This window comes from Donghicola eburneus, from assembly GCF_900115865.1.
Lineage (GTDB): Bacteria > Pseudomonadota > Alphaproteobacteria > Rhodobacterales > Rhodobacteraceae > Donghicola > Donghicola eburneus.
On record NZ_FOXY01000011.1, the window covers coordinates 84,772 to 110,754 of the forward strand.

Annotated in this window: 20 protein-coding genes and 3 pseudogenes; 20 read left to right on the top strand and 3 right to left on the bottom strand. The window is 58.2% G+C overall.

What is annotated here, in order from left to right; translation table 11 throughout:
- Positions 1 to 3: 3 nt before the first annotated feature.
- From BM225_RS17330 to BM225_RS22210, 14 genes and pseudogenes are all read left to right on the top strand, one after another.
- Positions 4 to 1,371 carry a type VI secretion system contractile sheath domain-containing protein gene (locus BM225_RS17330; protein ID WP_092465084.1) on the top strand — a complete coding sequence of 456 codons (1,368 nt, stop codon included), beginning with the start codon at positions 4 to 6 and terminating at the stop codon, positions 1,369 to 1,371.
- Positions 1,371 to 1,778 (top strand): GPW/gp25 family protein, encoded by a 408-nt coding sequence (locus BM225_RS17335; protein ID WP_092465085.1) that lies wholly within the window; start codon positions 1,371 to 1,373, stop codon positions 1,776 to 1,778. The genes BM225_RS17330 and BM225_RS17335 overlap by 1 nt, the downstream gene beginning before the upstream one ends.
- On the top strand, positions 1,775 to 3,514 hold the full coding sequence (locus BM225_RS17340; protein ID WP_092465086.1) for a type VI secretion system baseplate subunit TssF: 1,740 nt from the start codon (positions 1,775 to 1,777) through the stop codon (positions 3,512 to 3,514). The genes BM225_RS17335 and BM225_RS17340 overlap by 4 nt, the downstream gene beginning before the upstream one ends.
- Positions 3,511 to 4,434, top strand: a complete 924-nt coding sequence (locus tag BM225_RS17345) for a type VI secretion system baseplate subunit TssG (protein WP_092465087.1) — start codon at positions 3,511 to 3,513, stop codon at positions 4,432 to 4,434. The genes BM225_RS17340 and BM225_RS17345 overlap by 4 nt, the downstream gene beginning before the upstream one ends.
- Before the next feature lie 15 nt (positions 4,435 to 4,449).
- Positions 4,450 to 7,017, top strand: a complete 2,568-nt coding sequence (gene tssH / locus BM225_RS17350) for a type VI secretion system ATPase TssH (RefSeq protein WP_092465088.1) — start codon at positions 4,450 to 4,452, stop codon at positions 7,015 to 7,017.
- Positions 7,004 to 7,717 (top strand): type 2 periplasmic-binding domain-containing protein, encoded by a 714-nt coding sequence (locus BM225_RS17355; protein WP_218157072.1) that lies wholly within the window; start codon positions 7,004 to 7,006, stop codon positions 7,715 to 7,717. Before tssH ends, BM225_RS17355 begins: the two co-directional genes overlap by 14 nt.
- Positions 7,714 to 8,634: an FHA domain-containing protein gene (locus BM225_RS17360; RefSeq protein WP_092465090.1), complete on the top strand. Its 921-nt coding sequence runs from the start codon at positions 7,714 to 7,716 to the stop codon at positions 8,632 to 8,634. The genes BM225_RS17355 and BM225_RS17360 overlap by 4 nt, the downstream gene beginning before the upstream one ends.
- Positions 8,631 to 9,188, top strand: a complete 558-nt coding sequence (gene tssJ, locus BM225_RS17365) for a type VI secretion system lipoprotein TssJ (RefSeq protein WP_092465091.1) — start codon at positions 8,631 to 8,633, stop codon at positions 9,186 to 9,188. Before BM225_RS17360 ends, tssJ begins: the two co-directional genes overlap by 4 nt.
- On the top strand, positions 9,185 to 10,510 hold the full coding sequence (gene tssK, locus BM225_RS17370; RefSeq protein WP_092465092.1) for a type VI secretion system baseplate subunit TssK: 1,326 nt from the start codon (positions 9,185 to 9,187) through the stop codon (positions 10,508 to 10,510). The genes tssJ and tssK overlap by 4 nt, the downstream gene beginning before the upstream one ends.
- Before the next feature lie 3 nt (positions 10,511 to 10,513).
- On the top strand, positions 10,514 to 11,386 hold the full coding sequence (locus BM225_RS17375; RefSeq protein ID WP_092465093.1) for a DotU family type IV/VI secretion system protein: 873 nt from the start codon (positions 10,514 to 10,516) through the stop codon (positions 11,384 to 11,386).
- Complete coding sequence (locus BM225_RS17380; protein WP_092465094.1) at positions 11,379 to 14,810, top strand: ImcF-related family protein; 3,432 nt, start codon at positions 11,379 to 11,381, stop codon at positions 14,808 to 14,810. The genes BM225_RS17375 and BM225_RS17380 overlap by 8 nt, the downstream gene beginning before the upstream one ends.
- Before the next feature lie 12 nt (positions 14,811 to 14,822).
- A complete protein-coding gene (locus tag BM225_RS17385) occupies positions 14,823 to 15,632 on the top strand; it encodes a hypothetical protein (RefSeq protein ID WP_092465095.1) in 810 nt (269 codons plus the stop codon).
- Positions 15,596 to 16,162, top strand: a complete 567-nt coding sequence (locus BM225_RS17390) for a BUD32 family EKC/KEOPS complex subunit (RefSeq protein ID WP_092465096.1) — start codon at positions 15,596 to 15,598, stop codon at positions 16,160 to 16,162. The genes BM225_RS17385 and BM225_RS17390 overlap by 37 nt, the downstream gene beginning before the upstream one ends.
- Positions 16,163 to 16,570: 408 nt before the next feature.
- A pseudogene (locus tag BM225_RS22210) lies at positions 16,571 to 16,924 on the top strand (transposase); the annotation flags it as partial.
- A gap of 51 nt (positions 16,925 to 16,975) precedes the next feature.
- On the opposite strand, the gene BM225_RS21970 reads toward BM225_RS22210, so the two are convergent.
- Complete coding sequence (locus BM225_RS21970; RefSeq protein WP_276326966.1) at positions 16,976 to 17,170, bottom strand: ATP-binding protein; 195 nt, start codon at positions 17,168 to 17,170, stop codon at positions 16,976 to 16,978.
- A 41-nt stretch (positions 17,171 to 17,211) separates the two neighbouring features.
- Between BM225_RS21970 and BM225_RS17400 the strand changes: the two are divergent.
- Positions 17,212 to 17,394: pseudogene (locus BM225_RS17400) on the top strand (integrase core domain-containing protein); the annotation flags it as partial.
- A 200-nt stretch (positions 17,395 to 17,594) separates the two neighbouring features.
- Here the strand turns inward: BM225_RS17400 and BM225_RS17405 are convergent.
- Positions 17,595 to 18,158, bottom strand: a complete 564-nt coding sequence (locus BM225_RS17405; protein ID WP_092465098.1) for a hypothetical protein — start codon at positions 18,156 to 18,158, stop codon at positions 17,595 to 17,597.
- Positions 18,159 to 18,266: 108 nt separating this feature from the next.
- Positions 18,267 to 19,193 carry a hypothetical protein gene (locus BM225_RS17410; RefSeq protein ID WP_092465099.1) on the bottom strand — a complete coding sequence of 309 codons (927 nt, stop codon included), beginning with the start codon at positions 19,191 to 19,193 and terminating at the stop codon, positions 18,267 to 18,269.
- A gap of 480 nt (positions 19,194 to 19,673) precedes the next feature.
- Here BM225_RS17410 and BM225_RS17415 point away from each other — a divergent pair.
- The 5 genes and pseudogenes from BM225_RS17415 to BM225_RS17435 all read left to right on the top strand — a co-directional run.
- A pseudogene (locus BM225_RS17415) lies at positions 19,674 to 19,922 on the top strand (transposase); the annotation flags it as partial.
- Positions 19,923 to 21,065: 1,143 nt separating this feature from the next.
- Positions 21,066 to 22,201 (top strand): IS3 family transposase gene (locus BM225_RS17420; protein WP_092465100.1). Its coding sequence is split into 2 segments (ribosomal slippage): positions 21,066 to 21,333 and positions 21,333 to 22,201, totalling 1,137 coding nucleotides; the frame shifts between segments, so codons are not numbered across the junction.
- Positions 22,202 to 22,273: 72 nt separating this feature from the next.
- Positions 22,274 to 23,392, top strand: a complete 1,119-nt coding sequence (gene gmd, locus BM225_RS17425) for a GDP-mannose 4,6-dehydratase (protein WP_092465101.1) — start codon at positions 22,274 to 22,276, stop codon at positions 23,390 to 23,392.
- Between the two features lie 64 nt (positions 23,393 to 23,456).
- Positions 23,457 to 24,428 (top strand): GDP-L-fucose synthase, encoded by a 972-nt coding sequence (fcl, locus tag BM225_RS17430; protein WP_092465102.1) that lies wholly within the window; start codon positions 23,457 to 23,459, stop codon positions 24,426 to 24,428.
- Positions 24,429 to 24,446: 18 nt separating this feature from the next.
- A complete protein-coding gene (locus tag BM225_RS17435; protein ID WP_092465103.1) occupies positions 24,447 to 25,901 on the top strand; it encodes a mannose-1-phosphate guanylyltransferase/mannose-6-phosphate isomerase in 1,455 nt (484 codons plus the stop codon).
- The last annotated feature ends 82 nt before the right edge of the window (positions 25,902 to 25,983 follow it).

Consider the following 25,983-nt stretch of genomic DNA (forward strand, 5'->3'; position numbering starts at 1 on the left):
ATCATGCTCGATTCCGACGCCCAACTGGACCCAACCGCAGCAGAGATCATCGCGTGTCTTCTGGCCGAGTGCCGGACGACCGCCGATTTCCGCGCGCGGCTTGGCCGGATGATCGTCGGGATCGACCAGAAGCTGTCCGCTCAGCTGACCGAAATCATCGACGCTCCGCCCTTTGCGGCCCTAGAGGCTGGCTGGCGGGGCGTGTCCTCTGTCGTGCACGAGGCCGCTGGTGCGACAGACATCAAAATCCGCCTGTTCGACATGTCGTGGGACGAGATCAGCCACGATCTGAACAGCGCCAGCGGGGATCGCCAGACGGTCCTCTATCGCAATGTGGGGCTGAAAGAGCTGGAGACGGCGGGGGGACATCCCTTTGGCCTTTTGCTGGTCGACCACGGGTTGTCGATGGATATCGACACCGAATACGACGAATTCTACACCGCGCAGCTTTTGTGTGCGCTGGGGGAAAACTGCGCCTGTCCGATCCTGCTCGGGGTGGGGCGCGACTTCTTCGGCGAGGACGACGCTGCTTGGATGAGCGACCTGCGCAGGTTGGGCAGCATCCTAGGCTCCGAAGAATACGAGGGCTGGCATCGTCTGCGCCAGACCCCTGCGGCGCGGTTCCTTGGGCTGGTCTGGCCGGACGTTCTGGCCAGAGGACGCTATCAGCAGCATGACACCGGCTTCCGGTTTGACCAGAACCCCTCGACGTCCGAGGGGCTGTGGCAGCACGGGATCTATGTCTTTGCCCGCACGGTGGTGGCCGAATACCGCCGCTGCGCGTGGTTCGGGTTCCTGAAACTGGTGGGCGATGGTCCGGGGCAGGGCGCTGTCCTTGGGGTCGACACCAGTCCTGTTCCTGATGCAACGGCGCGTCCTGCGGTCGGGCGCACCCGCGCGACCCACGGGGTCGGCCGGTTCCTCTCGGACGCAGGCTTCATCCCACTGTGCGAAAGCACCAAGTCCCACGCGCTTTATTTTGTGGGCAACAGGTCCGTTTCGGACACGCAGGCGAACCCCTCGTCCGAAGTGCTGACCCAGATCCAGTCGGTCCTGATCGCTTGCCGCATGGTGCATTACCTCAAGGTTCAGATCCGCGCGCTGATCGGCCAGATCAAATCCGCCAGCGAATGCGAGCTGGTGTTGAACAACTGGCTCCAGAACTACTGCTCAAATCTGGCCGAAGCCGCCCCCGAAATTTTGGCTAAGTACCCGCTGCGTGATGCCCGTGTGTCAGTCACCGATGTGGCCGCCGAACAGGGCCGCTTTGCCTGCAATATCCTGATCAAACCCCAGTACCAGATCGACCATCTGGTCAGCGAAATCCAACTGGCGACCGAACTTGGCGCCCCGCTGGCGAGGGCCTCGTGATGAGCTTTGCCCGCACCTTTCTGAGCGATCGCCTGACCGGAGCGGACTCCGAGGGGATCGGCCTGCACGTCGAACAGTTGATGCAAGCGGTTGCCCCCGAATGGCCCGTGCCCGAGACGCTAGCGCGCGTCAGGGCCTCCAATCTGTGCTTTGGCGTGCCGATGAACTGGGCCTTGAATGACGCGGACCGCCAGCAACAGGTGTGCCGGACCCTGCGTTACAAACTTGGTCAATTCGAGCCGCGCATCTCGCAGGTGCACGAAGTCCAGATGCAAGAGGACGAGGCGGGCAACATGGTCAGCTTTGTCATCCGCGCAGACGCAAAGATGGCGGATGGCGAAGAGGGGATCGAACTGGAAACGCGCCTTTCGCTCTTTGATCAACAGGTCGAGGAGGACAGCCTGTGAACGCCTTCCTCCAGTATTACGAGACCGAACTGGATTACATGCGCCGCTCGTTCGAGGCGTTCGAAAAAGCGAACCCCCAGCAGGCGCGGGCCTTGGGCATTTCCGCAGGGCGGAGCCGTGACCCCGATCTACAGCGCATTGCGGACAGCTGCGCCCTTATCGCTGCGCGTCTGCATCAGCGTCTGGACAACACGCGGGCGGATATCTCGCTTGATCTGCTGCGCCTGTCCTGTCCGGGGTTCCTGTTTGGCGCGCCAAGCTATGCGACCGTTGCCGTAGACGCGGGCGCACTAGAGGGGACCGTGACCGTGCCCCGCGGGACCGCCGTTTACCACAACGAAGACGGCAAGCCCCAGTCCCGCTTCGCGGTTGCGCGAGATGTGTCCGTGGCTCCTGTTCGGATCACCGGCGTGCGCCTTGAAAGCGCGCCATTTTCCTTCGCGCTGCCCGAGGGGACGCGCCGCTCGGATGCCGCCTTGTGCCTGACGGTCGAAACAGTGGACGGCGAGACGCCGCTGGCCGAAGTCCTTGGGTCCAGCCTAGAGATTTGCGTAACCGCGGATGGCCGCCGGAATGCCCGTCTGTGCAATGCTTTGGCAGGCGGGTGCGTGGCGGCCCATGTCGTCAGTGGTCCCAGCCTGCAGGCTTTGGAACAGGTCAGCCTGCGCCCCATGATTGACGTTGCCGACACCGCCCATCTGCCGGTTTTCTACACCCAGTCCGAAGGTCTGGAGGGCCTGCGCGATTACCTGTGCTACCCCGACAAAGGCAAATTCTTTGCTCTTCAGGCGCTGTTCCCGCAGACACCCTCGGCCGAGATCCGCATCTTTCTGACGGCTCAATCTGCGGCCAGCCTGTCGGCCCCCCGTGATGATGATCTGGCGCTGAATATCATCCCCTGCCTGAACATTTTCGAAACCTCCAGCGAGCCGCTGCGCTATGACTATGCCCGTGACCGCATTCCGGTGTCGGCGCTCAGGGAAACCTCTGCTCCGACGACGATCCTGCGGGTCGATGCGGTCTATGAACTCAGCGCAGACGGCGAGCGCCGCCTGCCCGAGATTTTCGACGCGCCTCACATGGCGGGAACCTCCAGCGTCAGATGGCAAGAGCGCCACGTGGTTGGCGAGTTGGAGCCGAACCGCCGGGAGCTATCCTTTTCCGTGGGGACTGACGGTGCACGGGATCTGGATTTCGTCGCAGCGCTCTATTGCTCCAACGGTATTCATGGGGAACGCCCGCGCCCCGGTGCGCCCGCGCGGATTGATCTGGCAGGTATCGCGGCTGCGACCTTTGCCAGTGAACCGACCGTTGCTATTCCTCCGCGGCTCGATGCCAGTTGGCAGTGGGATATCCTTTCCTTGGTGAACGGGAATTTCGGCGCGATCCTCGAAGAGCATGACGCTGCTGCCTCGCTGCGCCGTGTCCTGCATCTGTGCGCGCCCGGTGGATATACCCCGTGCGCCGAGGCGATCGTAGACGTGACCCGCACCTTGGGGACGGCGCCGGTGCAAATTGGCCGGAACGTCATTCTTGCCGCAGGCTCGCTGGTCGAAATCGTGCTTGATCTGGATGTGCTCCCAGTGCCGGAACAGATCTTCGCCCGCGTGCTTGACCGGTTCCTTGGGAGCTTTGTCAGTTATGACCGCTTTATCGAAGTCAGTATCCGCGCCCGCGGCGACGGCGCGCCTCTGATCCGCTTCCCGCGCCGTCATGGCAGTCAGGAGGCCGCATGACTGACCGGCGTGATATCTTGAACGATATGTCCGCGCTTCAGGCGCAGCGCGTGGCCGAGCCTCGGTTCCGCCGTGCGCTTGCTGCGGATGCGGTGGACCCTGCGCCGTTCGGGTCAACCGCAATGAAGGATGCAGGGGCACATGCGCCGCAATCCCACACGGATGACTATTCGTTGTCCTTGCAAGGCCTGCGTAGCATCGACGGCGGCCTGCCGGATTACCTGATCGAAGAGATGTACCGCCGCCTGAACGCGGGGGACCGGTCGCTCTTTGACTTCCTTGGCATGTTTGATCGCCGTTTGACCGAGCTGTCCTTGGCGGTCGAGCAGCATGCTTTGCTGGTTGCAGAGCAGGATGCGGGGGCGGGTGGGGACGGTTTTCTGCCGCTCGTTGCGCGGCTCTGCGGGCAGAGCGCTGCGGCCCTGCCGCTCTTGGCCGAACTCCAGACCCGTAGCCGAAGCCTGAGCAGTCTACGCCGGACCCTGTCGTGGTGGACGGGCCGCGACATACAGGTGCACGCCGATTTCAGCCGCGCCTCACCCGTTGACGAAGCCTGCCGTACCGCCCTTGGCCGCAAGGCCGCCGGACTGGGACAGGGCACCTTGCTGGGAAAATTTGGACGCACCGCTCAGGGTCAGATCGAGGTTGAAATCCACTGTGCCGACCGCGCCAATTTCGAGCAACTCTTGGCAGATACCGAGATGCTGCGCGGCTTCTGGCAGGTGCTGCGGGCGACCCTGCGTGATCCGGCGCCGTTCTCGGTCTTTGCGGTGGTGCCGCGCGATGCGGTTGACGTCCCGCGCCTGTCTGCACGCAGCGGGCAGGGCACGCGCATTGGTCAATACAACTGTCTGGGACGCTCGCGTCCCCAAGGAAAAACCACCCGCATCAAACTTCGTAACAGTGCCGCGGCAGCATAACAGGGAGCGCGTCTCATGGTTCAACTTGTCAAACTGGTGAACAAACTTTCCCCGCAACTGCGCGGGGCGCTAGAGAACGCGGTGGGCGAGGCGGTCAAGCGCAAAACCCCGACCGTCGAAGTCCCGCACTGGCTGTTTCACGCGATTTTCGGCAGCGACACAGGGCTGGCGGGCCATCTGGAAAAGCAGGGCGTGAACCTGTCCGATTTGCAGGCCGAACTGGAACGCCAGATGCCGCACGGCTCCGGTGGGTCTGATAACAAACCGACGATTTCCGGCTCGATTTCCAAGGTTCTGGAAGAGGCGTGGCTGATCGCCTCGGTCGAATTGGGGCAAGGCGCGATCCTGCCAGAGGTGCTAATTCTGGCAACCTTGGCCCCCAATGCCTTGGGGATGCGATCTGAACCGGTCAAGGCGCTGTCCAGCATTTCGACCGATAAGCTGCGTGCCTTTGCAGCAGAACGAGGGGCGGGGCTGGTGACCAGCACAGCGACCGGTGGCGCCCCCAGTGGGGCAAGCGGCGCAGCAGGCGAAGGGGCTTTGGCGCAGTTTACGGTGAACCTGACCCAAGCGGCGCGGGACGGGTCCCTGGACCCTGTGATGGGCCGCACCGAAGAGATTTCCAAGACGTTGGACGTGCTGCTGCGCAAGCGCCAGAACAACCCGATCCTGCTGGGGCAACCCGGTGTCGGCAAAACCGCAATCGTCGAAGGTCTGGCCCAGAAGATCGTCGCTGGGGACGTTCCAGAGCAGCTGCAAGGGGCCGAGCTGCTGAGCCTTGACATGGGTCTGCTCCAAGCGGGCGCGAGCGTCAAAGGCGCGTTCGAAGAGCGGCTGAAAAACGTGCTTGCCGAGGTGAAGGCCTCGGAAACGCCGATACTGATGTTCATTGACGAAGCCCACACTATGATCGGCGCTGGTGGAGCCGAGGGACAGAATGACGCTGCGAACCTCTTGAAACCGGCTTTGGCCCGTGGGGAATTCCGCACTGTGGCGGCGACCACCTACGCCGAGTACAAAAAGTACTTCGAAAAAGATCCAGCGCTGTCCCGCCGCTTTCAGCCGATCAATGTGGATGAACCCAAGCCCGATGCGGCCGTGAACATCCTGCGCGCGGTGTCCGATAATCTGTCCCGCCATCACAATGTTCTGGTTCAGGAAGAGGCGATCAAGGCCGCGGTTGATTTGTCCGTCCGCTTCATGCCCGCGCGGCGACTGCCCGACAAGGCGATCAGCTTGATGGATACCGCCTGCGCCCGCGTGGCCCTGTCACAGCACAGCCGTCCCCAGCAGATCGAGTTTCTGGAAGAGCAGCTGCACTTTGCAGAGGTTGAACTGGACCGCGCTATCAAGGATGCCAAGCAGTTCGGACGCGGTGCCTTTGACGGATCGGTAATGGAGGGCGGCATTGCTGAGCTAAAGGCCGATCTGGACAGCCGCGTCGCCACATGGGAGGCCGAGAAAGGGCTGGTCGAAGACCGCCTTGCCGCCGCCCGCGCCGCCCTAGACGCAGAGGGCGAAGAGGTTGGCGCGCCCGAAATCGATCCCGATCACAAGGACGAATACGTTTACCCTTGGGTCACGGCGGCGACTATTGCGACCGTGGTGTCGGACTGGACCGGTGTGCCCGTCAGCAGTCTGGAAAGTAGCGAGGCGCAGCGCCTGCTGACTCTGGAGAACACCCTCAAAGAGCGCGTTCTGGGGCAGGATAGTGCGATCGAAGCTATTGCCCGCAGCCTCAAGATCAGCCGCGCGGGCCTGACCGACACCCGTAAACCCATCGGGGTTTTTCTGATGTGCGGACCGTCGGGAGTGGGGAAAACCGAGACCGCGCTCGCCATCGCCGAGCAGGTCTTTGGCGGCGAAGACGCCATTACCACCATCAACATGACCGAGTTCAAAGAAGCGCATAAATCCTCGATGCTGCTGGGGGCGGCGGCTGGCTATGTGGGCTATGGCAAAGGGGGCGTGCTGACCGAGGCGATCCGGCGCAAACCCTACAGCGTGCTCTTGCTGGACGAAATGGAGAAAGCCCACCCCGCGATCCACGACATCTTTTTCCAGATCTTCGACAAGGGCCATATCAGCGATAGCGAAGGGACAGACGTCGATTTTCGCAACACGATTATCATCATGACCTCGAATGCGGGGGGCGAAGAAATCCGCGACTTTATCGACAGTTGCGACCATGATCCCACGTCCGAGGAACTGACCGCGAACCTGCGCCCGCAACTGCTGAATTTCTTTAGCCCCGCCTTTATTGGCCGGACCGAGGTCATAGCCTATCGCCCACTGAACGCCGAAGTGGGCGGCAAGCTTACCGAAATCCACCTGAACCGGATCAAGAAACGGATCGCCGCGCAGTATGGCGCCAGCTTTGACTGGGATCAGAGCTTTGTGGATTACGTGGTGTCCGCGAACAACGACCCGCTCAGCGGTGGGCGTGCGCTGGAGCAGGTGATCAACAAGAATTTCCTGCCGCGTCTGGCTGAGGCCTGCATCCAGCAGGTGATCGACGGCGGCGCGCCGGAATCCATTCATGTTGGCCACAACGGAAGCGAGGTCACACTTGAGATGGCCTAAGCCTCATATCTGCGCGGTTGCTTTGGTGGCGTTGGCTTTGCCAGCGTCCGGCCAGACGCGCGATCCGATCCAGCTCGCGACCCAGAACCTGCCACCCTATCACATGTTGGTCGATGGCCAGATCAAGGGCGTCGCGTTCGACCGCGTGACCTGCGCGCTAGACCGGATGGGGCGACCCTATGAGATCATCATGATGGATTGGTCTCAGGCACAGTTGCAGACGGAAAATGGGGATGTCGAGGGTTTCTTCGCGGGTTCACCGAACAAGGCGCGGGCGGTCTACGCCACCCCCTCGGACCCTGTGATCACAGAGGATCTGGCGTGGTTCATGCTGCCGGGCCGCGACATTGACCCCACGAACGAGGCTGACAAGGTCAGCGCCCGCTACAGCGCAAAATTCGCCACCAGCAAATGGCTGAAGCTGAAGCGTGATGGTTACAACGTGATTAAAAAACCCCGTGATGCCGAAGCCCTACTGACCATGCTGCGCAAGGGCGAGATCGACGTAGCGCTCGAGTACGAATTGATCTTTCAACACTATATGCGTGCGGCAGAGATGAAGGGGGATGACCTGATCAAGATCCCCAGCAAGTCCCAGTCAAACATGGTGCATTTTTCGAACAGATTTCTTGCTGCGAACCCGCTGTTTTTAGGGCGGTTCAACAGCTTTCTCGCGATGTGCAAGGCAGGTGAGAAATGACCGTTAGCATTCAATTGATCCGCATTCCCGAAGGCGAGTCTCTGGTTCACAGAGAATATTACGCCTCTGACCTGCCCTTTGTGATCGGGCGCGAATTCGACTGTGATCTGGTGCTGCCGGATCAGGACCGCAAAATCTCTCGGCAGCATGCAGAACTGCGCCTGAACGATGCGGGCCGGATCGTGGTTCTGGACCGCTCGACCAACGGCACAAACATCAATGGCAAGGACCTGTGGAAAGGGGACGAAAGCCCCTTGGCCGACGGGGATCGCGTGAAAATCGGGGAATACGAGCTGCTGTTCGGCATTTCCAAAGCGGCCGCGGCGGTCGATGCCACTGCGGCCAAGCCCAAGAACGGCGCTATCCCAAAGAAACCCTTTACCCTGTCAGGGGTGAACGGGTTTGCCAGTATGGACGCGGCAGGCACCCATGAGGCCCCCGCCGAGGAAGAGGACGACCCCGCAGACTTCACCGAAGGCGGCGTCGATCTGGAGGCCGACTTGCTGTTCGACCCCTTTGCCGAGGGGCCGGAGCTGAAAGAAGCCGCCGCCAAACCGGCCAAACCCACCATTGAGGTCGAACCCGAGGGCGATGCGCGTCCGATGCCTTTTGACAGCTCGACCCTGGATGAGCAAAGCAGCATGCCTCCACGCCCTGTGCTGCGCCAGACCGGATGGCTGGTCGCGCCGGACCGCGAGGCCAACGAAGCCGCAATTGAAAGCGCTGTCGCGCGCCTGTTGGAGCTGGTCGATCCCGTCGCATTGGAAAGTGAATATCGCGAATATTTAGGGCCGTTTTCCCGCACAGGCCGCCGCTTTTGGAAAATCCACAAGCGCATGTTCGCGCGCAAGCGCGACAGCGGGGAATACGTGCGCCTCTTCAAGGCAATTCTGGCAGAGGAAATCAAGAAACGATGACGATCGAGCAAAAAACCCTATTCCTGCCTTTGATCCTGGCGGCTGGCATTGCGCTGGCGGGCTGCGCCCCCGAAGTGGACCCGACACCGGTGAACAAGACCCTTGTCGTGACCGCAGGGCCGAATGTGAACCAGTATTCGGACGTGGCGCACCCTGTGGTGATCCGGCTCTATCAGCTGTCCAGCCGTAGCGAGTTTGAGGCGGCAAATTTCTGGGATATCTTCAACAATTCCGAGACCTTGGCTGGCGTGGTGATCGACCGCCGTAGCCTGTCGCCCCTCTATCCGGATGAAAAGCGGCTGGTCGCGCTGGATCTGGAGCAGGACGCATTCTACCTTGGGGCGTTTGCGGAATTTGCGGACTATGAACAGCAGGCGTTCATGGACGTGGTGCCGATCAGCGCCGACATTCTGGACGCCGGTGTGACCGTCACCGTTACGTCCTCTGGCGTGGCGATCAAGTATCGCGGAACCGATCTGGATGCGGACGCCCCTGCGCCGAAAAAGGGCCTCTTTAGCAAGCTGAAAGGCGTGTTCGGAGGGGGCGACGCATGAACCTTGAACGAAACGTCGTCTGGTCCGAGGGCATGTTCATTGCCCCCCAGCATTTTCAGCAGTTCGACAGGGCGATGCGGGCCTATGCCGAAGGGCTGGCGCGGCTGGATGCGTGGGGCGACGACTATGGCTTTGCGCAACTGGAGCTGAATGCAGAGCATTTCGGCATAGGCAAACTCTCGGTCCGTCGCGCGGTCGGGGTGCTGCCGGACCGGACCTATTTCGAACTCGACGCCGAGCAGAGCATGGATATCCCTGATGGCACTGTCGAAAAGACGGTGTATCTGGCGGTGCCCTTGGCGCGGCTGGGGACGACGCAAGTGGGTCAGCGGCGCGGCGTCCATCGGATGTTGAGCGAGCGTGTCGATCTGCACGATCTGTCCGATCACATGAACGAACCGATTGACGCCGAGGTCGCCAGCCTTGGCGTGTGCCTGCGGATCGAAGGGGATGATCTGTCAGGCTTTGCCGTCATTCCCGTGGCGCGCATCCTTGAGAAAACCGCCGAGGGCGCACTGGTGCTGGATCGCGGGTTCGTGCCGCCCGCATTGGCGATTGCGGCTTCTGACACGCTGATGGACCGTCTCAGCGATATCATCTCGCTTGCCCGTGCGCGGGCGGCCAATACCGGCGGCCGGATCGAGGCCGTCCGCAATTCCCAGAGCATCGGCAGCTTTATCAGCGAACGGCTAGAGCTAGAGGCCCTGAACCGTGGTCTCTTTGCCCTGCAGAACGCTGTGGCGCAGCCCCAGACCTCTGCGCGCAGGGTCTATGGGATGCTTGGCGAGTTGACCGTCGCCCTAGAGGCCGCAGACGCCCAAGTGACCGATCCGCTCCTCGTTTACGATCCCCGTGAGGTTGGGCCGAGCTTTGAAGCGTTGTTCACCCGATTGCGCCGTAAGCTGACGCTGCAGTCCGAGAAATCAGTGGTGTCTTTGCCGTGGAACACCGAACTCTTTGAAAAGCGGCGGCTTCTGCGCATGGTGATCCAACCACGCATGCTGCAAGAGGGACGTAGGCCTGTGCTGTCGGTGTCCTCTCCGCTGGGGAATGCGACCCTGCGCGAAATAGTGCCGTCGGTCTGCAAACTGGCTGGCATCACCGCCATTCCTGAATTGGTGCAAATGGGATTGCCGGGCATCCGCCTGACCCCCTTGGGCACAGCACCTGCAGAGCTGCGAGACAAAGATGGCTCGGCCTTCTTCGCAGTCGATACCGGATCGCCTCATTGGCAAAAGTTCATCGAGAAAAAAGAAGCGCTGGCCATGCATGTGGATGACCGGATTCCGTCTCTCACCTCGACTTTGTATCTGCTGGGGTAAGAGATGGCCGACACGCACGCCCCAACGATGACACTGACTGCCGACGGGATCTCAGGCCCTGAGACAGGGGCGCTGCGCTATCCGGTCTCGCTCAGCCCGTCGGTGCTGCAAAGCATCGAGCGGACGCTGCGCGCAGGGCAGGAGACAGGTACCGGCTTGATGCAGGTTTCGGCAGAGTTGATCGGTCTGTGCGGCACGGTCCGGCGAATGCAGGACATTCACGAACCGCATCTGGTGCGGGCCGAAATCGCGCGCTCTATCATTGATCTGAAATACCGCGTCGTGCAGTTGGATTACCCGCCATCGGTGGCCGAAAACTTGTGCCTCATCTTTGCGATCGTGATCGACGAATTCATCCTGACCAGCGATTGGGGCAAGGAATCCGGTTGGGAGAACCTGACGCTGGTCGCCGACCTCTTCGGGTTCCGCGACGGTGGAGATCGTTTCTATAACATCGCGGAACGGGCCTTGATGCAGCCCAAGGCGCTGAACGAGTTTCTGCACCTGATCTACATCTTCCTGAAGTTGGGCTATCGCGGCCGCTATACTGTCGGTCAGGAAAAGGAACGCGATCGCCTGATTCACCGGCTGGAACGTGTCATCGACCATCCGGATATTGAGATCGCGCCAACTCAATTTGGCCGCGAACTTCGCAAGACCCGCGCTTTGCGTCAGGCGATGCCATTTGCCCGTAAGCTCTATTTCGCAGGCTTGGCGGTGCTGCTGATGGTGGGTTTCGTGGTCTCTGCCCGCTTTGCCGAAGAACGTACGGCTGCGCGCACTTTGGACCGGTTCCGCGCTGAAACCGGCAGCGGGACAACTCCTGTCTACGTCTATTCCAGCGATACCAAGACGACGGTGGTGCGCAATGATTGATACCGTCTTCCGCAAAGCGATGCGCCTCCGGATGGGGCTGTACACGTTCCTTGCGACGATCTCGCTGTTGTTCGCGGTGCTGACTTACTTTGCGGTCGAGTTCGCTCAGGCGCGGATCTGGCTTTTGGTGGTGATCGCAGTGTTGGTGATCCTGTCGGTGGTCGTGTCGGTTCTGGTGGTGGTCTACCGGAAATCCATCTGGCCCGACGATCCGGTGCGAGAGGCGGAAAAGTCGCTCAAGCGCGATATGAAGCGGTTGATCCGCAGCCTGTTTGACGCCGCGCCGCGCATTAACAGCAAACTCTCGCGCGTGCCTGTGAATTTGTTTCTGCCGGTCTCAGCTTCAGATGACACCAGCTGTTTGACCGAGACGGGCTATACCGCGTTTGGCGAGCCGCTGATACGGGATGGCCTGCGGCTTTCGCTTTGGGCTTCATCGACTGCATTGGCTATCCGGTTCGAGTTGGCGGGCGGCGAAGAAGCGCCATCGGACGTGATCACAGCACTAGGAGCGGCGTTGGTGAAGCACCGGCCTGCGATGCCGCTAAACGCCATCTTTCTGGACATGGACTTGTCCGAGTTGCCTGCACTAGACGGGGTCAATCGCGATCGGATTGGGGTGATCAATCTGGTCCTGAACCGGCTGACCGAGAAACTGGCCGTGTCGCCACCGCTACACCTGATGCTGCGCGGACTTGAGCAGAACGAGGACTTGGTTCGAGCCGCGATCCTGACCGAGAGTATCGGCGAAGAGCGTGTGTTTGGTGGATTCTTGCCTCAGGACGGCGAGGAGCATCCCAACCCAGTCCATGCCCTGTTCACGCAGATGATCCAACGGATTGAAACCCTGCGGCTGGACGCCTTGGAAAAGCAGCTTGCGCCGGATTTTTGTGCCTCTTTGATCAACGCGCCCTCGCAATTGCGGGCGATCGGAATGCAGACCGAGGCGGTGATCAAGCCGCTTATTCGTCCCTTGCCCCCCAGAAAAGACCCGTTTGCCCTGCACAGCATCGCCTTTGCGGGCACGTCGTCGGGCGACAAGCCCGCCGATTTCCTGACGCGGTTCTATGCGCAGCGGTATTTTCAGGATGGCGAGATGCCCGTCGCCTTGCCCGCGCCAGAGGGCAGCATCAGTGCCCGTCACGGCGGCGCGCTGGCCGCAGCCTACCGCACCGAAGCTTTCGCAATCGAGCCGAACCGCAGCCAGCTGTGGCGTCAGGATCTGAAGGGCAATCTGGTGACCGTGGCCTTGACCGCCATCGTGGCCTTGTTCGGGACCGCGATGGTGATCAACATGCGCAACTACCGCGCGGTGAACACGCAGGTCGAAGAAGCGTTCGAGGATTATTTTCAGGCGATGGCGACCTCGGCCCAAGGGGCAGACGGGCTGAACACGCAAATCAATGCGCTCTACAAAATCCGGTCGTCGTTTGACGGATATGATGCCCTGCCCAAGCGGCCCATCCCCGTGTGGCTGCCAAAAGGGTCGCTCGAGTCCTTCTATCAGCGCGCTTACGAGAAAGAGTTGACGGGCCCGTTTCAACTCGCGCTCGCCGACTATCTGGAAAAGGACCTGTTCGCCTATAACGCGCTCGGGGATGGGGTGACGCTATTCTCCTTGGCTCTGAACGAGGCAGAATTTTACACCAATCAAGCCAGCAACGCCGAAGGTCTGACAACTTATTTTAGCCGCGCGCTTGCCGAAGAGGGGCAAGTCTCGGCCAGGGATACAACAGCCAGAGAAGCCCTGCTGGCTGACCTATTCGCGCTGAACCAGCCGCCGCCCGCGCGCAACGAGGAACTGAACACCGTCGTCGCAAAAACCCTGACGGGGCAGAACACCGCAGACCTGCTCTACAAGCTGCTGCTGCGCGAGCCTGAATTTGCGGACCGTGTCGATCTGCGCGCCAGCCTCGGGCCTCGGTTTTCCGAAGTGTTCGAGCCGCCAGAGGACCCTGCAACTTATTTCGTGCAGCGTGCCTTTACCCGCGAAGGGTTCGACGCGATGTACCGGAACGGCGAGATCGCAGCCCTACGGGACATGATTTCGAACTATGATCTGCTGGTTGGGCAGATGGAAGAGACCGAGATAGACAACCTGCTGCGGCGCGTCGGCGATTTGTACATGGCCGATTACATTGGCCGGTGGTCCGATTTCCTAGGTGCGCTGAAACTGCATGATGCTCGTGACTGGGAAGAGGCACAGGTCCTGATGAAGGCGCTGGTGAATACCAGCGAAAATCCCGTGAAGAAACTGGTGACGACCCTTCAAAACGAGGTCGCGATCACCTTTCCACCGCCGCTGCCGCCCGCCAAAGATGGCGACGAGGTGGACCCCATGGTGCTGGCCCGCTTCGAGCAATTGCAAAATTCACCGCAAGCGGTCGCGGCGCGCAACATTTCTGCGGCGTTTCAGGAATATCTGATCACGCAAGATATGTCGGGCAAGCAGTTGACCCAGTTCGACATCCTGCTTGCCTATGCCCGCGAGGTCGCCGCGTGGCTGGATGCCGCCGTCGCCGCCGGAACGGGCACGGGAAAGTTCCTGTTCGATCAACTGGTGAAATCCGAAAGCGCGACCCCGCTCGCGGTGCTCGACAACTTTGCGCAGCGCAGCGAATTGCCGATTGTCCGAAGCTTTGGCGTCGCCCTGTCGGGCACGTTGGACCGCGCCGCAATGAACTTTGTGCAGAGCTATGTGGACGGGCAATGGCAGCAGCGGGTGTATGATCCCTATGACTCTCTTCTGTCGTCGATGTTCCCATTCGATGAACAGGGCAGCAGCGAAATCACCCTTGCCGAGTTCACAGAGATCTTTGGCCCCGAAGGCGCGATCCAAGCCTTCAAGGCGCAATTCCTATCGGCGTTCGAGGCGCAGCCAGGGATGTTCCAGATGCGGTCGACCTTCTTGCCCCAGAACAGCATTGGTTTGTCTTTTGAGACTGAAAAGATGCTGCTGCATGCCCGAGAGATCACCGAGTCCGCCTTTGTCGACGGCAAGCCCTATGCGAAATTCCGGATCCGCGTCAGTTACATGGATCCTGCCCTTAGCGAGATGAACCTAAGGTCTGGCGCAACCCTGCACCGCTTTGCCCACGGTCCTATGGCCTGGAGCGATCAGGCGTGGCCGCTCGCTGGCATGACCGACAGCGATCTGGATCTCAGCGTCTACATGCGCTCGCGGCCTGTGCTGGAAAAGCGGTTCATGGGCACTTGGTCCTGGTTCCGTCTGGCCGAGGCCGGCGCAGGTAGCATCGACCCTTCGACCGGGGTCGCCGAAACCACTCTGGATATCAACGGCAACCTGATGGCGTTGCAGTTTGATGTCGCCACCCGCAGCACGCCCTTTGCGCCGCGGTTTTTCTCTCGTTTCCGTTTGCCAGTGCGTCTCTTCGAAACCTACGCCATCGAACCCACGCAATAGGGAGTGCGGGACATGCCGGATGATGATCGTGATATCAAAGGAAACGCCACAGAAGCGTTCGAAGCCGTAAGCTGGCAAGTGGCTGGAGCGCTGACGGGAGATGCCGCTATGCCGCTCATGGCATATCTTCAGATGGTGTATGAGATGGCGCGAGAGGCGAAATCTCCAGAAGAGGAACTCGCGTCCAATCCGCAGTTCATCATGAACGGGCACTCGGGCCGCGGTTCTCCCAAGACAAAGGGTTATTTCGGTTACCGCAAAGGGCTGTCGCTGTTTTCCTCTGCTGCAGGGTTCACAAGCAAGATTGCCTCGACTGCGACACAGGTCGATGTGGGCGGCGTGCTCAAGGAGAGCAATGCGATCGGATCGTCTATCGGCCACCTTTGCAAGGTCCGCGCAACCGGTGCCCGCTATCGTCAAAGCGAAACGATCACCCGATGGGTCGATGCGGTCCAAACCGCAAAGGGCCTGAAGATTGCTGTGCGTTCAGTGGATTTGGCTGGTGCGGCCATTCCGATTGGAGCCGTCGGGTTGGGTACGGGTGTCGCGAGTGCTGTGGCCAAAGCGGGGATCAAAGTGACCATCGGTGGCCTAATGGGCCGCGTCGCGATGGAGCTGCACTGGCGTGCCTTTCAAGAGGTCACAATCAGCCGCGTCCTAGTGGCTCCGAATGGCAAAGCCGTGGGACCCGCGAGCGCGATCCTGTACGAGCTGTTCACAAAACGTGGCATGACCCGCATCTTCGGACAGCATGACATTGCCAACATGGTCAAGGAGCCTGCGGGATGGTTGGCCGTGCGCGACAAGCTGATGCTGATGTAAGTGGCCGTTTGACCGCTGCGCTTGCAGAGTTTGGGTTGGGGCGTGATGCGTTGCAGGAGCGGCTCGGTGGCCGCTCTTGGAAAGTTTTGTATTCAGGGCTGCCCCACGTCCTTAAGCTAGCGGCAGATGGCTGGATTGACCATTTGCACAACGAAGCGCGCTGTCTGCAAGACATCGCACATCGGGAAGTTGGGATTGGAGAGCAGGCCTTTTTGGTCCCTTACATCGAGGGGCATCTTTTGGTCGCCGAGACGCTTGACGAGGCCGGACTCCGCGCTTGCCTCGCGCCTGTTCACGAGGCGGGATACACCTTTTGCGATTTGCGCCCGTCCAACGTCATTGTCGCTGCCGGACAGTGTCATCTGATTGATTGGGAGTTCTGCACACGCACCGGCACGAGTATTGAGAATATGCCGAGCAGACCCTATTCGTCCGGCTTCACGCATCCTGATCTGATCTGGGCCAAGGGGGTTGTGGATCCTAGGCTGGATCGCTTCTCTATGGTGCGGTTACAAGAATTGTTGAGTTAGTGTACTCTGGCAATATAACGAAGACGAACAGGTTTCTCGTAAAATTATAGTGTTAGCCAGTTTCCTACAGATCGTGGAGTTTCTGCCGGGTTTTGAGCTTGATCGTCGACACAGAAATACCCCTATAGCTCCGAGGTGGGCTTTCTTCAGGAGGTCAGCTTGACACTGAGACTCGGTCCATCTCCCCTGCGCCTCTTGCTAAGAAAAGTATAATGTGTTTCCGTGCTGACCGAAGTGATCGGCTGTTGCTCCATATCCACCGCTTATTTTCGAGCATGCTTTCTGGTTCGGATTCGAGATCAGTTCGGGCATTAGTTAATAAACCCCTGATAGGGCATCGCGACCTCCTATTGCTAGGGTACTCTCCCCGATCTTAGGGGGACGCGGGAGTTGAATTTTCTCGGCAGGATGAACCAGGAGATTCCGCTTAAGAAGACACGTTTCACAGAAGCGCAGATCATGTGTGTGCTGCGCCAGATGGAAGGCGGCGGTCCTGCTGCCGGGCTGTGCCGTGAGCATGCGATGAGCAGCGCCATGCTGTAAAATGGCGCGCGAAGTATGGCGGCATGGAGGACAGCTTGATCAGTGAGATGAAGCCATTGGCCGCGAAGAACTGACGCCTGAAGCGCATGTATTGTGATTTCAGTATGCAGAATGATCTGTTGAAAGAAGCGCTCAGAGAAAATGATTTGGCCAGCTCAATGCCGAGAGTTGGCCTTGAAAGCGGTGGCGATGAAGGGCGTCAGCATGGCGCTGGCGTGTGTCAATGGCAGGTCAAAATTCCCCAGTTTGGCATCCCGGTTGTTGGCGGATTTATAGACTGGCAGCTCCATTTTTGATTTCAGGTGGGCGCCCTCTGCGCTTTGAAGGTGGCGGCGGCGTAATGGGCGCATTTGCACGCGCATGTTCAGTAGTGAGATCGGTATGACCACGTAGTCGGTAGCTTGCTCCCTTGATGTGCATGACGACAGCGTGATGGAGGAGACTATCCAGCAAAACGGTAGTCACGACTGGATCTCCAAAGACTTCACCGCACTCAGCAAAGCCTCGGGCGCTGGATCGATAATTGGATGATCGAGCGCTTTTGGAGATCCCCGAAATACGAATGTATCTATCTTAACGCCTTCGAGACAGGCTCTGAAGCCAGCGATGAGATCGGCGCCTGGATTGCCTACTACAACGAAAAACGCCCGCACTCATCCCACGGGCTGCTGACGCCGGGCGAGGCATATTATAGCCGGATCCAGAACCTGAAGGCCGCCGCCTGAAATGAAACTAATGCAATAGCTTAAGCCCGGAGGTGAACTAGTCGAAAATGAGGGCCACCTCTCCCGTTCGAAACTTGTATCCGTGGTCGAACCGCTTGATGACATTGTTGCTGGAGAAGCGTAGCTCTGAGCCAAAGATGAGTTACCGTATTTGAGGGGTGTGATCAGCCTGCGCAAAGATCGTCCCCCCACAGTCGCCAATAATTTGAGACAATACGATAAGCGAGCACAACCTGATCGGCTTTGGCGTTGCGTGGTTGCTGGCGTATCACGATAGCCGCTGCCGAAAAAAAGAGCTGAGTCAAAGAGCGGGCCGAAGTTCCTGATCCGAGATCCCTTAGGTCTGTCGAACTCAGCTGAAGGCTGTCGTCCATGGGAAGGTTGGAAACCATCGAAAGCTCTGCGCCGCGCAACTGATCAGGAAAAAAGATCTGCCTGACTCGCGTGGTCGCTTTGAGAATATTAGAGGTTGGCACCTGCGCAATCGAAGTTAGAGGTGTGGCTTCTATCTCGCGTTCAATGATATCAAAGGCTTCGCGCACAGACCTAAAAATCAAATCTTGGGGATTGAAGCGCAGCGCATGCCGCTCTTTCAGCTTGCGCAAAAAGTCTTCGATTTTCGCGATCTTTGCGAGCACGGCAGCGGCGTCTTTATCGTCACTGGATAGGACGATGGCGCAATTATCGTCTTTGTCGAGAAGGGCAAGGGTGGTGGGGTGACTAAGCATCTTTGGAACTTTATAAACGGGGAAGTGGCCCGCGCCGCGGCGGGCCACTGGATTTGGATTAGAATAGATGGCGCTCTAAGATGACTTCGTCCTCAATGGCGTCGTCACTCAAGACATCATCGTTCTTCTGTAGGTGCAGCATGATCGGGAGGTCGTTTTTTTGGACATCTCATCGCCAAGCAGTGCGACAGATACTCCGCCAGCTTCAGCAACAACTTTTGGGAGAATGCCGTCCGCTTCCCCAAATAGGTTGGCACCCAAGTCGGCAACAGGACCGGACCCGGTACCCTCGAGAGCGATCTGAAGATCAGTCGCAACCTCGGTCGTTGTCGTCACCAATTCGCTGCCCTCGATGGTAGCCTGAAATTCCAAAATCGCGTATTCGATATCGTCAAGCGCAACCTCTACAGCGTTTTCTGCATCGCCCGAAACTTCAAGTGAAAGGTCGATCCCGTCCTCGGCACCACCGATATCTATATCGATCGTGGCGCGAACATCAGCTGCGGTCTCGCTCATGCCGTTGTTGCTGCCATCACCAGCAGTATCAGGGGGCAGCTCAACGTCAGAAATTACTTCTCCGCCGCCCGCAATGATCCCTTGGCCAGCGGCACCGGCATCTTCGAACGGGATAGTCAGACTGCTGTCGAGTTCGGTAGCGGGCTCAATGCTAGCGTCCAGGGTGACACCAAGGCCATCTCCCACACCTTCGAAGGTCACTTCGGAATAGACCTCAAGCTCAGCGTTGGCGTTTGCTAGAATATCAGGGATCGCGACTGCGATTTCGGTCGCCTGATCGTTCACATCATTGGCGCCATCAGTCATTTCGGCGGTTAGGTCCACCGCGACGTCCTCAAATGCATCTGTCTCATGTGAAATGGCGCCTTTAAGACCTTCGATCGACACATTCAAAGCTGTGGGGGCTAGTGTGGCCTCTACATCGTTGAGCAGACTGAGCGCTTCGTTGCAGATCGTAGTGCCGGATGCGGAAGAAATGGAAAGGTCTGGGGACTTATTGGCAAAGAAAGCACGGCACATTCTATGATGTGTCCTTAATAGCTAGACGACTTATTTCTTAATAAAAACACATTTCACTTCATTAAAATATACGACAGACGATATATGTTTTGCCTTACGTTTCCGGGTATTTGGCCGTTCCTAACTACACTTTGCCGCGCGTTTTTTTACGACATACTTCGAAGGATTACCTTCGAGCTGTGTATTCGATTAACATGGCGGATGAGAGCTGTGTCACTGGCTCAGACCCGCAGTGAGAATCATCACTGTAGAGGGGCATGAATCGAGGTAGGGTATTTGCCAACTTCTTCAGACAGTCTCGCAATGAACCAAGATCGCCTGTACTGAATCCACGAAAGCAGAGGGAACGGCTGTCTGATGTCAGCGCGCATGGGACAGTTGGAGGTGCATTTGATAATAGAGGGTTTCTGGCACATCGTAACCACCAAAGAGTGGAGATGAGACAGGAACTCAAAACCAAGAAGTGCCCCCGACGAGAAGATTGTCAAGGACATCCGTCGCGCGACCCGCAAGCAACACACCTCAGAAGACAAGATCAGGATTATACTAGACGGCCTTAAAGGCGAGGACAGCATTTCTGAGCTGTGTCGCCATGAGGGCATTGCGCAGAGCCTTTACTACAGTTGGTCCAAGGAGTTCCTCGAAGCTGGCAAGAAGCGCCTCGGCGGTGATACTGCGCGTGCGGCGACATCCACCAAAGTGAAAGATCTTCGCCGTGAGGCTTACGCAGAAGAGTAATGGCGCGGCGTTTAACAGATTAACCCGGATGTGACCAATTTTCCGAGAACTGGCATGGTTATCTCTACGCAGTCTGAGTGACAGCGCAATCGCACAGACTGAGTTGGATGCGTTGACCTCTACCGAGAAAATTATGCTGAACAAGCCTGATTTGTCGGCAATCAGACAGCGCAACGCGAAAAAATTATGAAGCTTCTGGCATCACAAAATGCGGCTTGCCGCAACTGCTATCAGGCCAGCTCAATCGTGACTCACAACGTGGACTTTTTTGAATCTTGACCCGCACGGATAAAAATTTTTCAAATGGTCTAGATCGTATTACTGATTTGCGCGAGGAATGCCTTACGGTGAATATAGTCCTCGAAATCGGACTGGCTCGGGGGAGATGGGACGGGTTTCGGGAGCATTTGCGGGCTGGCGAGACGATGAGACTCGCTAGCCGCTTTCTGGGGCGCCAAAGTTCGACGCATGTAATCCTTTAAGAATATTTCGAGGGCGCCACAAAGCCAGTTGGCCCGTCGCAGTGATGACCAAAACTACTTGGTAGAACAACTTCCTTCGTAAACAAGGTTCCTGATCTTTCGCAAAAGGCGCGACCTTGCTAGCCTTGGAAATTGGTGTTCTCGATATTGGCGAAATCAGAGTTCTGCAGTTCAAATCGCTCAAACTGGCATCACTCGCGTTCCTCTTAAGCTGTGTTCACACAACGGATGGAACATCGGGTTGAAAGCCAAGACAGCACACAGTAGACATCCTTATGATACCTCGATTGGTCATGAAACTCTCCATTGCTTTGTGCGATCTGCTCTGTTTGGAGTCCTGTTTAAACATGAACAAGTCTTTTGATGAGAACATGAAGGAGATCGTTGGCTGCGTCGTGGTTCAGCGTTTCGTCATAAAATTTATATAGTTAGGGCTGAATACTCTCACAGAATTATATCACTCTCGCAGAAACACTGTGATTTTTCGAAAAGAAGTGCGCCCCACAATGGGGCAACCCCATCTCTGGCTTGCTCCCTTCTCGTGAGGTAGCGTTAGACTTACTAAATTATTAAATCGCGTGCGGATAAAGAGGTGGTCGCGGGAATTCGGACCAGGAGTTAAGCTGCAGCTCCTGAACGAGACTGACCTGAGATGACGAAACGGAAACGCTATTCTGCGGAGTTCAAAGCCAAGGTGGCCCTTGAGGCCATCCGCGAGGAACTGACGACGGCCGAACTGGCCAAGAAGTACGATATCCATCCCACCATGATCAGCGGCTGGAAGCGGGCGGCGATCGAGAACATGGTATTGGCCTTCAACACGAAGGCGGCTGCCGAGCCGACGATTTCGGTCGCGGATGTTGAGAAGCTGCATGCGAAGATCGGCCAGCTTGTGATTGAGCGGGATTTTTTGTCCGAAGCCTCCAGTCGCATCCCCGGCACTGGAGGCAGAAAGCGGTGAACAAGGATCATCCCGGCCTCAGCGTCCGGCGGCAGTGCAGCCTGCTGTCCCTAGCCCGATCAAGCCTCTACTACCAGCCGCGCGGCGAAAGCGCGGAGAACCTCGCCTTCATGGGAATCATTGATCGCCAGTTTATGGAAACCCCATGGTACGGCTCGCGCCAGATGGCCCGCCACATGCAGAGAGAAGGGCGCAAATGCGGTCGGCATCGCGTCAGGCGGCTGATGAAGCTCATGCGGCTGGTGCCGATCTATCAGGAGCCGAAGACCAGCAGGAAACACCCTGAGCACAAGATATATCCGTATCTTCTCAGGAACTTGTCCATCACCCGGCCGAACCAGGTCTGGTGTACGGACATCAGCTACATTCCGATGCGTCGTGGCTTCCTGTACCTTGTGGCGGTTATGGACTGGCACAGCCGAAAGGTGCTGAGCTGGCGGTTGTCTAATTCCATGGACGCGGGATTCTGCGTCGAGGCATTGAAGGAGGCGCTGGCGAAATACGGCGCGCCCGAAATATTCAACTCCGATCAAGGATCTCAATTCACCAGTACCGACTTCACCAACGTGCTGAACGACGCGAAGGTGAAAATCTCCATGGACGGGCGTGGCCGCTGGATCGACAACCGGATGATCGAGCGTCTGTGGCGGTCACTCAAATACGAATGCGTCTACCTGAACGCCTTCGAGACCGGGTCCGAGGCGCGAAAGGGGATCGGCGCGTGGATCAGCTATTACAACGAAAGACGCCCGCACTCATCGCATGGGCTGCTGACGCCGGACGAGGCCTATGGTATTCGACCCCCGAACCTAAAGATCGCCGCATAATGTGAAACCAAAGCTGTAGCTTAGCCAAGCGGCAAACTGGTCGAAAAACTGGGACCACCTCTTAATACACATATGAAAAAGGCTTTGATCACTGGTGTGACCGGTCAAGACGGCTCCTATTTGGCGGAATTCCTTCTTGAGAAGGGGTACGAAGTACACGGCATTAAGCGCCGTGCCTCGCTTTTCAATACTCAGCGCATCGACCAGATTTACCAAGATCCTCATGTCACCAATGCGCAATTCAAGCTGCACTATGGTGATCTGACGGACACGTCGAACTTGACCCGTATTCTTCAGGAAGTTCAGCCGGATGAGGTTTATAACCTCGGTGCTCAGTCCCACGTCGCGGTGAGCTTTGAAGCGCCTGAATACACTGCTGATGTCGATGCCACCGGGACGCTGCGCCTGCTCGAGGCGATCCGTTTCTTGGGCATGGAGAAGACTACACGTTTTTATCAGGCGTCGACGTCCGAACTGTACGGCTTGGTTCAGGAAATCCCGCAGAAAGAGACCACACCGTTCCACCCGCGGTCGCCTTATGCTGTCGCGAAGATGTACGCCTATTGGATCACCGTGAACTACCGCGAAGCCTATGGGATGTATGCTTGCAACGGCATCCTGTTTAACCACGAAAGCCCCCGCCGCGGTGAGACCTTCGTGACGCGCAAGATCACCCGTGGTTTGGCCAATATCGCACAGGGCCTCGAGCCGTGCCTTTACATGGGCAACATCGACAGCCTTCGTGACTGGGGCCATGCCAAAGATTATGTGCGTATGCAGTGGATGATGCTGCAACAAGACGTAGCGGATGATTTTGTCATTGCGACAGGCGTCCAGTACTCTGTGCGTGAATTCATCACGTGGACTGCCAAAGAGCTTGGAATCTCCTTGGAGTTTACCGGTGAAGGTGTAGATGAGATTGCAACCATTACAGCCATCGAAGGGGACATGGCACCGGCCCTTAAAGTTGGCGATGTCATTATGCGGATTGACCCGCGTTACTTCCGGCCGGCGGAAGTGGAAACGCTGTTGGGTGATCCTACGAAGGCAAAAGATAAACTTGGCTGGGTGCCCGAAATTACGGCGCAGGAAATGTGTGCCGAGATGGTGGCCGAGGATCTGAAGAACGCGCGCCGTCACGCGCTCTTGAAAGAGCACGGCTACAGCCTGCCCGTTTCGATCGAGAACTAACGTTTGTAGCCCGCCGTATTCTGGCGGGCTTTTTTACTACCTTTTCAAAGAACGGGACTTCATCGTGCAAAAGATTTTTGTAGCGGGACACCGCGGAATGGTCGGAGGCGCGATCCTCCGGAACCTGCAGGCCCGCAAAGACACGGGCGAAGACATTACGCTGATCACGCGCACCCACGCCGAGTTGGACCTGACAAGCCAGGCGGCTGTTGCGGAGTTCATGCAAGCAGAAAAACCCGACGTGGTCATCCTGGCGGCGGCCAAGGTGGGCGGCATTCACGCGAACAACACCTACCCGGCCGAGTTCATTTACCAGAACCTGATGATGGAGTGTAACGTCATCCATCAAGCCTTTGCCGCGGGTGTCAAAAAGCTGCTTCAGCTTGGCTCTAGCTGCATCTATCCAAAGCATGCAGAGCAGCCGATGACCGAGGCGGCTTTGCTGACAGGCACACTCGAGCCGACAAACGAGCCTTATGCCATTGCCAAGATCGCGGGGATCAAGCTCTGCGAGAGCTACAACCGCCAGTACGGCGTAGATTACCGTTCGGTAATGCCGACCAATCTCTATGGCCCAGGCGACAACTTCCATCCGGAAAACTCGCATGTGTTACCCGCGCTGATCCGCCGTTTCCACGAGGCTGCTCAAAACGGTACCGAAGAGGTTGTGATCTGGGGGTCGGGCAAGCCCATGCGCGAGTTCCTGCATGTGGATGACATGGCCGAGGCCTCGCTCTTTGTGCTTGATCTCGACAAAGGTATCTACGACGCAAATACCGAGCCAATGCTCTCGCATATCAACGTGGGCACCGGGACCGATATCACCATCCTTGACCTTGCGAAGCTGGTTGCAAAAGTCACGGGCTACGAGGGCAAAATCTCTAACGACCCATCCAAGCCCGACGGCACTATGAAGAAGCTCATGGATGTCAGCCGCCTCGAGAAGATGGGCTGGAAAGCGCGCGTCGGCCTCGAAGAGGGTGTCGCCGAAACCTATCAGTGGTTCCTTGAGAACCAAGACAATTTCCGTCGCTGATCTCACAAGCCTAGAGTAATGACTTTGAATAAATCCATTTACCCCGTTCTTCTTTGTGGCGGCTCCGGCACGCGCCTTTGGCCGCTGAGCCGCAAATCCTATCCCAAGCAATTTGCCCGGCTGACCGGTGACGAGAGCTTGTTCCAAGCCTCGGCCAAGCGTTTTGCCGGTGCGGCCTTCAAGGCACCGACGGTCATCACTGGCGCTGACTTCCGTTTTATCGTCCTTGAGCAGCTCGCAGCGGTTGAAATCGCACCGGCTGCGACGCTGATCGAGCCTGAGGGCCGCAATACAGCGCCCGCGATCCTCGCCACCGCGCTTGTTCTGGACGCCGAAGAGAGTGGCGCGCTGATGCTTGTCGCCCCGTCGGACCATGTTATTCCCGACGCGGAACGCTTCCGCGAGGCTGTCATCGCCGCGGCTCCTGTTGCTGAAGCGGGCAATCTTGTGACCTTTGGCATCAAGCCTGATCGTCCCGAAACCGGATATGGCTGGCTCGCTCTGTCAGAGCGGCCCGATGTGGACTTCGCACCAGTGCCTCAGGCGCTGAAAGGGTTCGTTGAAAAGCCCACGCTTGAGACTGCGCAGAAGCTGTTTGATGGCGGCGAACACCTGTGGAACGCGGGCATCTTCATGTTCTCGACCACAGCGATCATCGAAGCCTTTGAAAAACACGCCCCCGACATGCTGGCCCATGCACAGCGCGCTGTGGAGGAGGCAGAAAAAGACCTCGGCTTCACCCGTCTTGCCCCCGAGCCTTGGGCACAACTCGAGGACATCTCGATCGACTACGCGGTTCTCGAGAAGGCCGAGAACCTGTCGGTCGTGCCCTATGGCGGCGTTTGGTCTGACTTGGGCGGCTGGGATGCGGTTTGGCGCGAGAGCGATCTGGACGAGAGCGGCGTTGCCACCAGCGGTCCTGCCACGGCCATCGAATGTGATGACACACTCCTTCGCGCTGAAACCGAGAGCCAAGAGCTGGTCGGGATCGGCCTGAAAGACGTCATCGCTGTCGCGATGCCGGACGCGGTGCTCGTCGCCCACAAAGATCGGGCACAAGAGGTGAAGAAGGCTGTCGCCGCGCTAAAAGCCAAAGGCGCCTCGCAAGCGGAAACCCTGCCCCGCGACTACCGCCCTTGGGGGTGGTACGAAAGCCTGGTCGTCGGACGCCGCTTCCAAGTAAAGCGTATCCACGTCCATCCAGGCGCAGCGCTATCTCTGCAGTCCCACCACCACCGCTCTGAGCATTGGATCGTGGTCGAGGGCACCGCGAAGGTGACCATCGACGAGACCGTCCAGCTTGTGACGGAAAACCAGTCCGTCTACATCCCCCTCGGCGCCGTCCACCGGATGGAAAACCCGGGTAAAGTCCCCATGGTCCTGATCGAAGTTCAGACCGGCTCTTACCTCGGTGAAGATGACATTATCCGCTACGAAGATATCTACGCTCGCGGACAAGGCGCTAAGGGGTAAAATCCTTCCAACGCAGTTTATTTGCGGGGCCGGATGAAGAGTGCGGCCCCGCTTTTAGGAGTTGTCTACGGATTTCAGGGAT

Excerpts from the sequence above, each read along its gene's own strand:
- tssH (WP_092465088.1), top strand. The coding sequence starts at position 4,450 with ATGGTTCAACTTGTCAAACTGGTGAACAAACTTTCCCCGCAACTGCGC.
- BM225_RS17410 (WP_092465099.1), bottom strand. The coding sequence starts at position 19,193 with ATGTGCCGTGCTTTCTTTGCCAATAAGTCCCCAGACCTTTCCATTTCT.
- BM225_RS17335 (WP_092465085.1), top strand. The coding sequence starts at position 1,371 with ATGAGCTTTGCCCGCACCTTTCTGAGCGATCGCCTGACCGGAGCGGAC.
- tssJ (WP_092465091.1), top strand. The coding sequence starts at position 8,631 with ATGACGATCGAGCAAAAAACCCTATTCCTGCCTTTGATCCTGGCGGCT.
- BM225_RS17345 (WP_092465087.1), top strand. The coding sequence starts at position 3,511 with ATGACTGACCGGCGTGATATCTTGAACGATATGTCCGCGCTTCAGGCG.
- BM225_RS17375 (WP_092465093.1), top strand. The coding sequence starts at position 10,514 with ATGGCCGACACGCACGCCCCAACGATGACACTGACTGCCGACGGGATC.
- BM225_RS17380 (WP_092465094.1), top strand. The coding sequence starts at position 11,379 with ATGATTGATACCGTCTTCCGCAAAGCGATGCGCCTCCGGATGGGGCTG.
- BM225_RS17390 (WP_092465096.1), top strand. The coding sequence starts at position 15,596 with ATGGTTGGCCGTGCGCGACAAGCTGATGCTGATGTAAGTGGCCGTTTG.
- BM225_RS17360 (WP_092465090.1), top strand. The coding sequence starts at position 7,714 with ATGACCGTTAGCATTCAATTGATCCGCATTCCCGAAGGCGAGTCTCTG.
- BM225_RS17435 (WP_092465103.1), top strand. The coding sequence starts at position 24,447 with ATGACTTTGAATAAATCCATTTACCCCGTTCTTCTTTGTGGCGGCTCC.
- gmd (WP_092465101.1), top strand. The coding sequence starts at position 22,274 with ATGAAAAAGGCTTTGATCACTGGTGTGACCGGTCAAGACGGCTCCTAT.
- tssK (WP_092465092.1), top strand. The coding sequence starts at position 9,185 with ATGAACCTTGAACGAAACGTCGTCTGGTCCGAGGGCATGTTCATTGCC.
- BM225_RS17385 (WP_092465095.1), top strand. The coding sequence starts at position 14,823 with ATGCCGGATGATGATCGTGATATCAAAGGAAACGCCACAGAAGCGTTC.
- BM225_RS17405 (WP_092465098.1), bottom strand. The coding sequence starts at position 18,158 with ATGCTTAGTCACCCCACCACCCTTGCCCTTCTCGACAAAGACGATAAT.
- BM225_RS17330 (WP_092465084.1), top strand. The coding sequence starts at position 4 with ATGCTCGATTCCGACGCCCAACTGGACCCAACCGCAGCAGAGATCATC.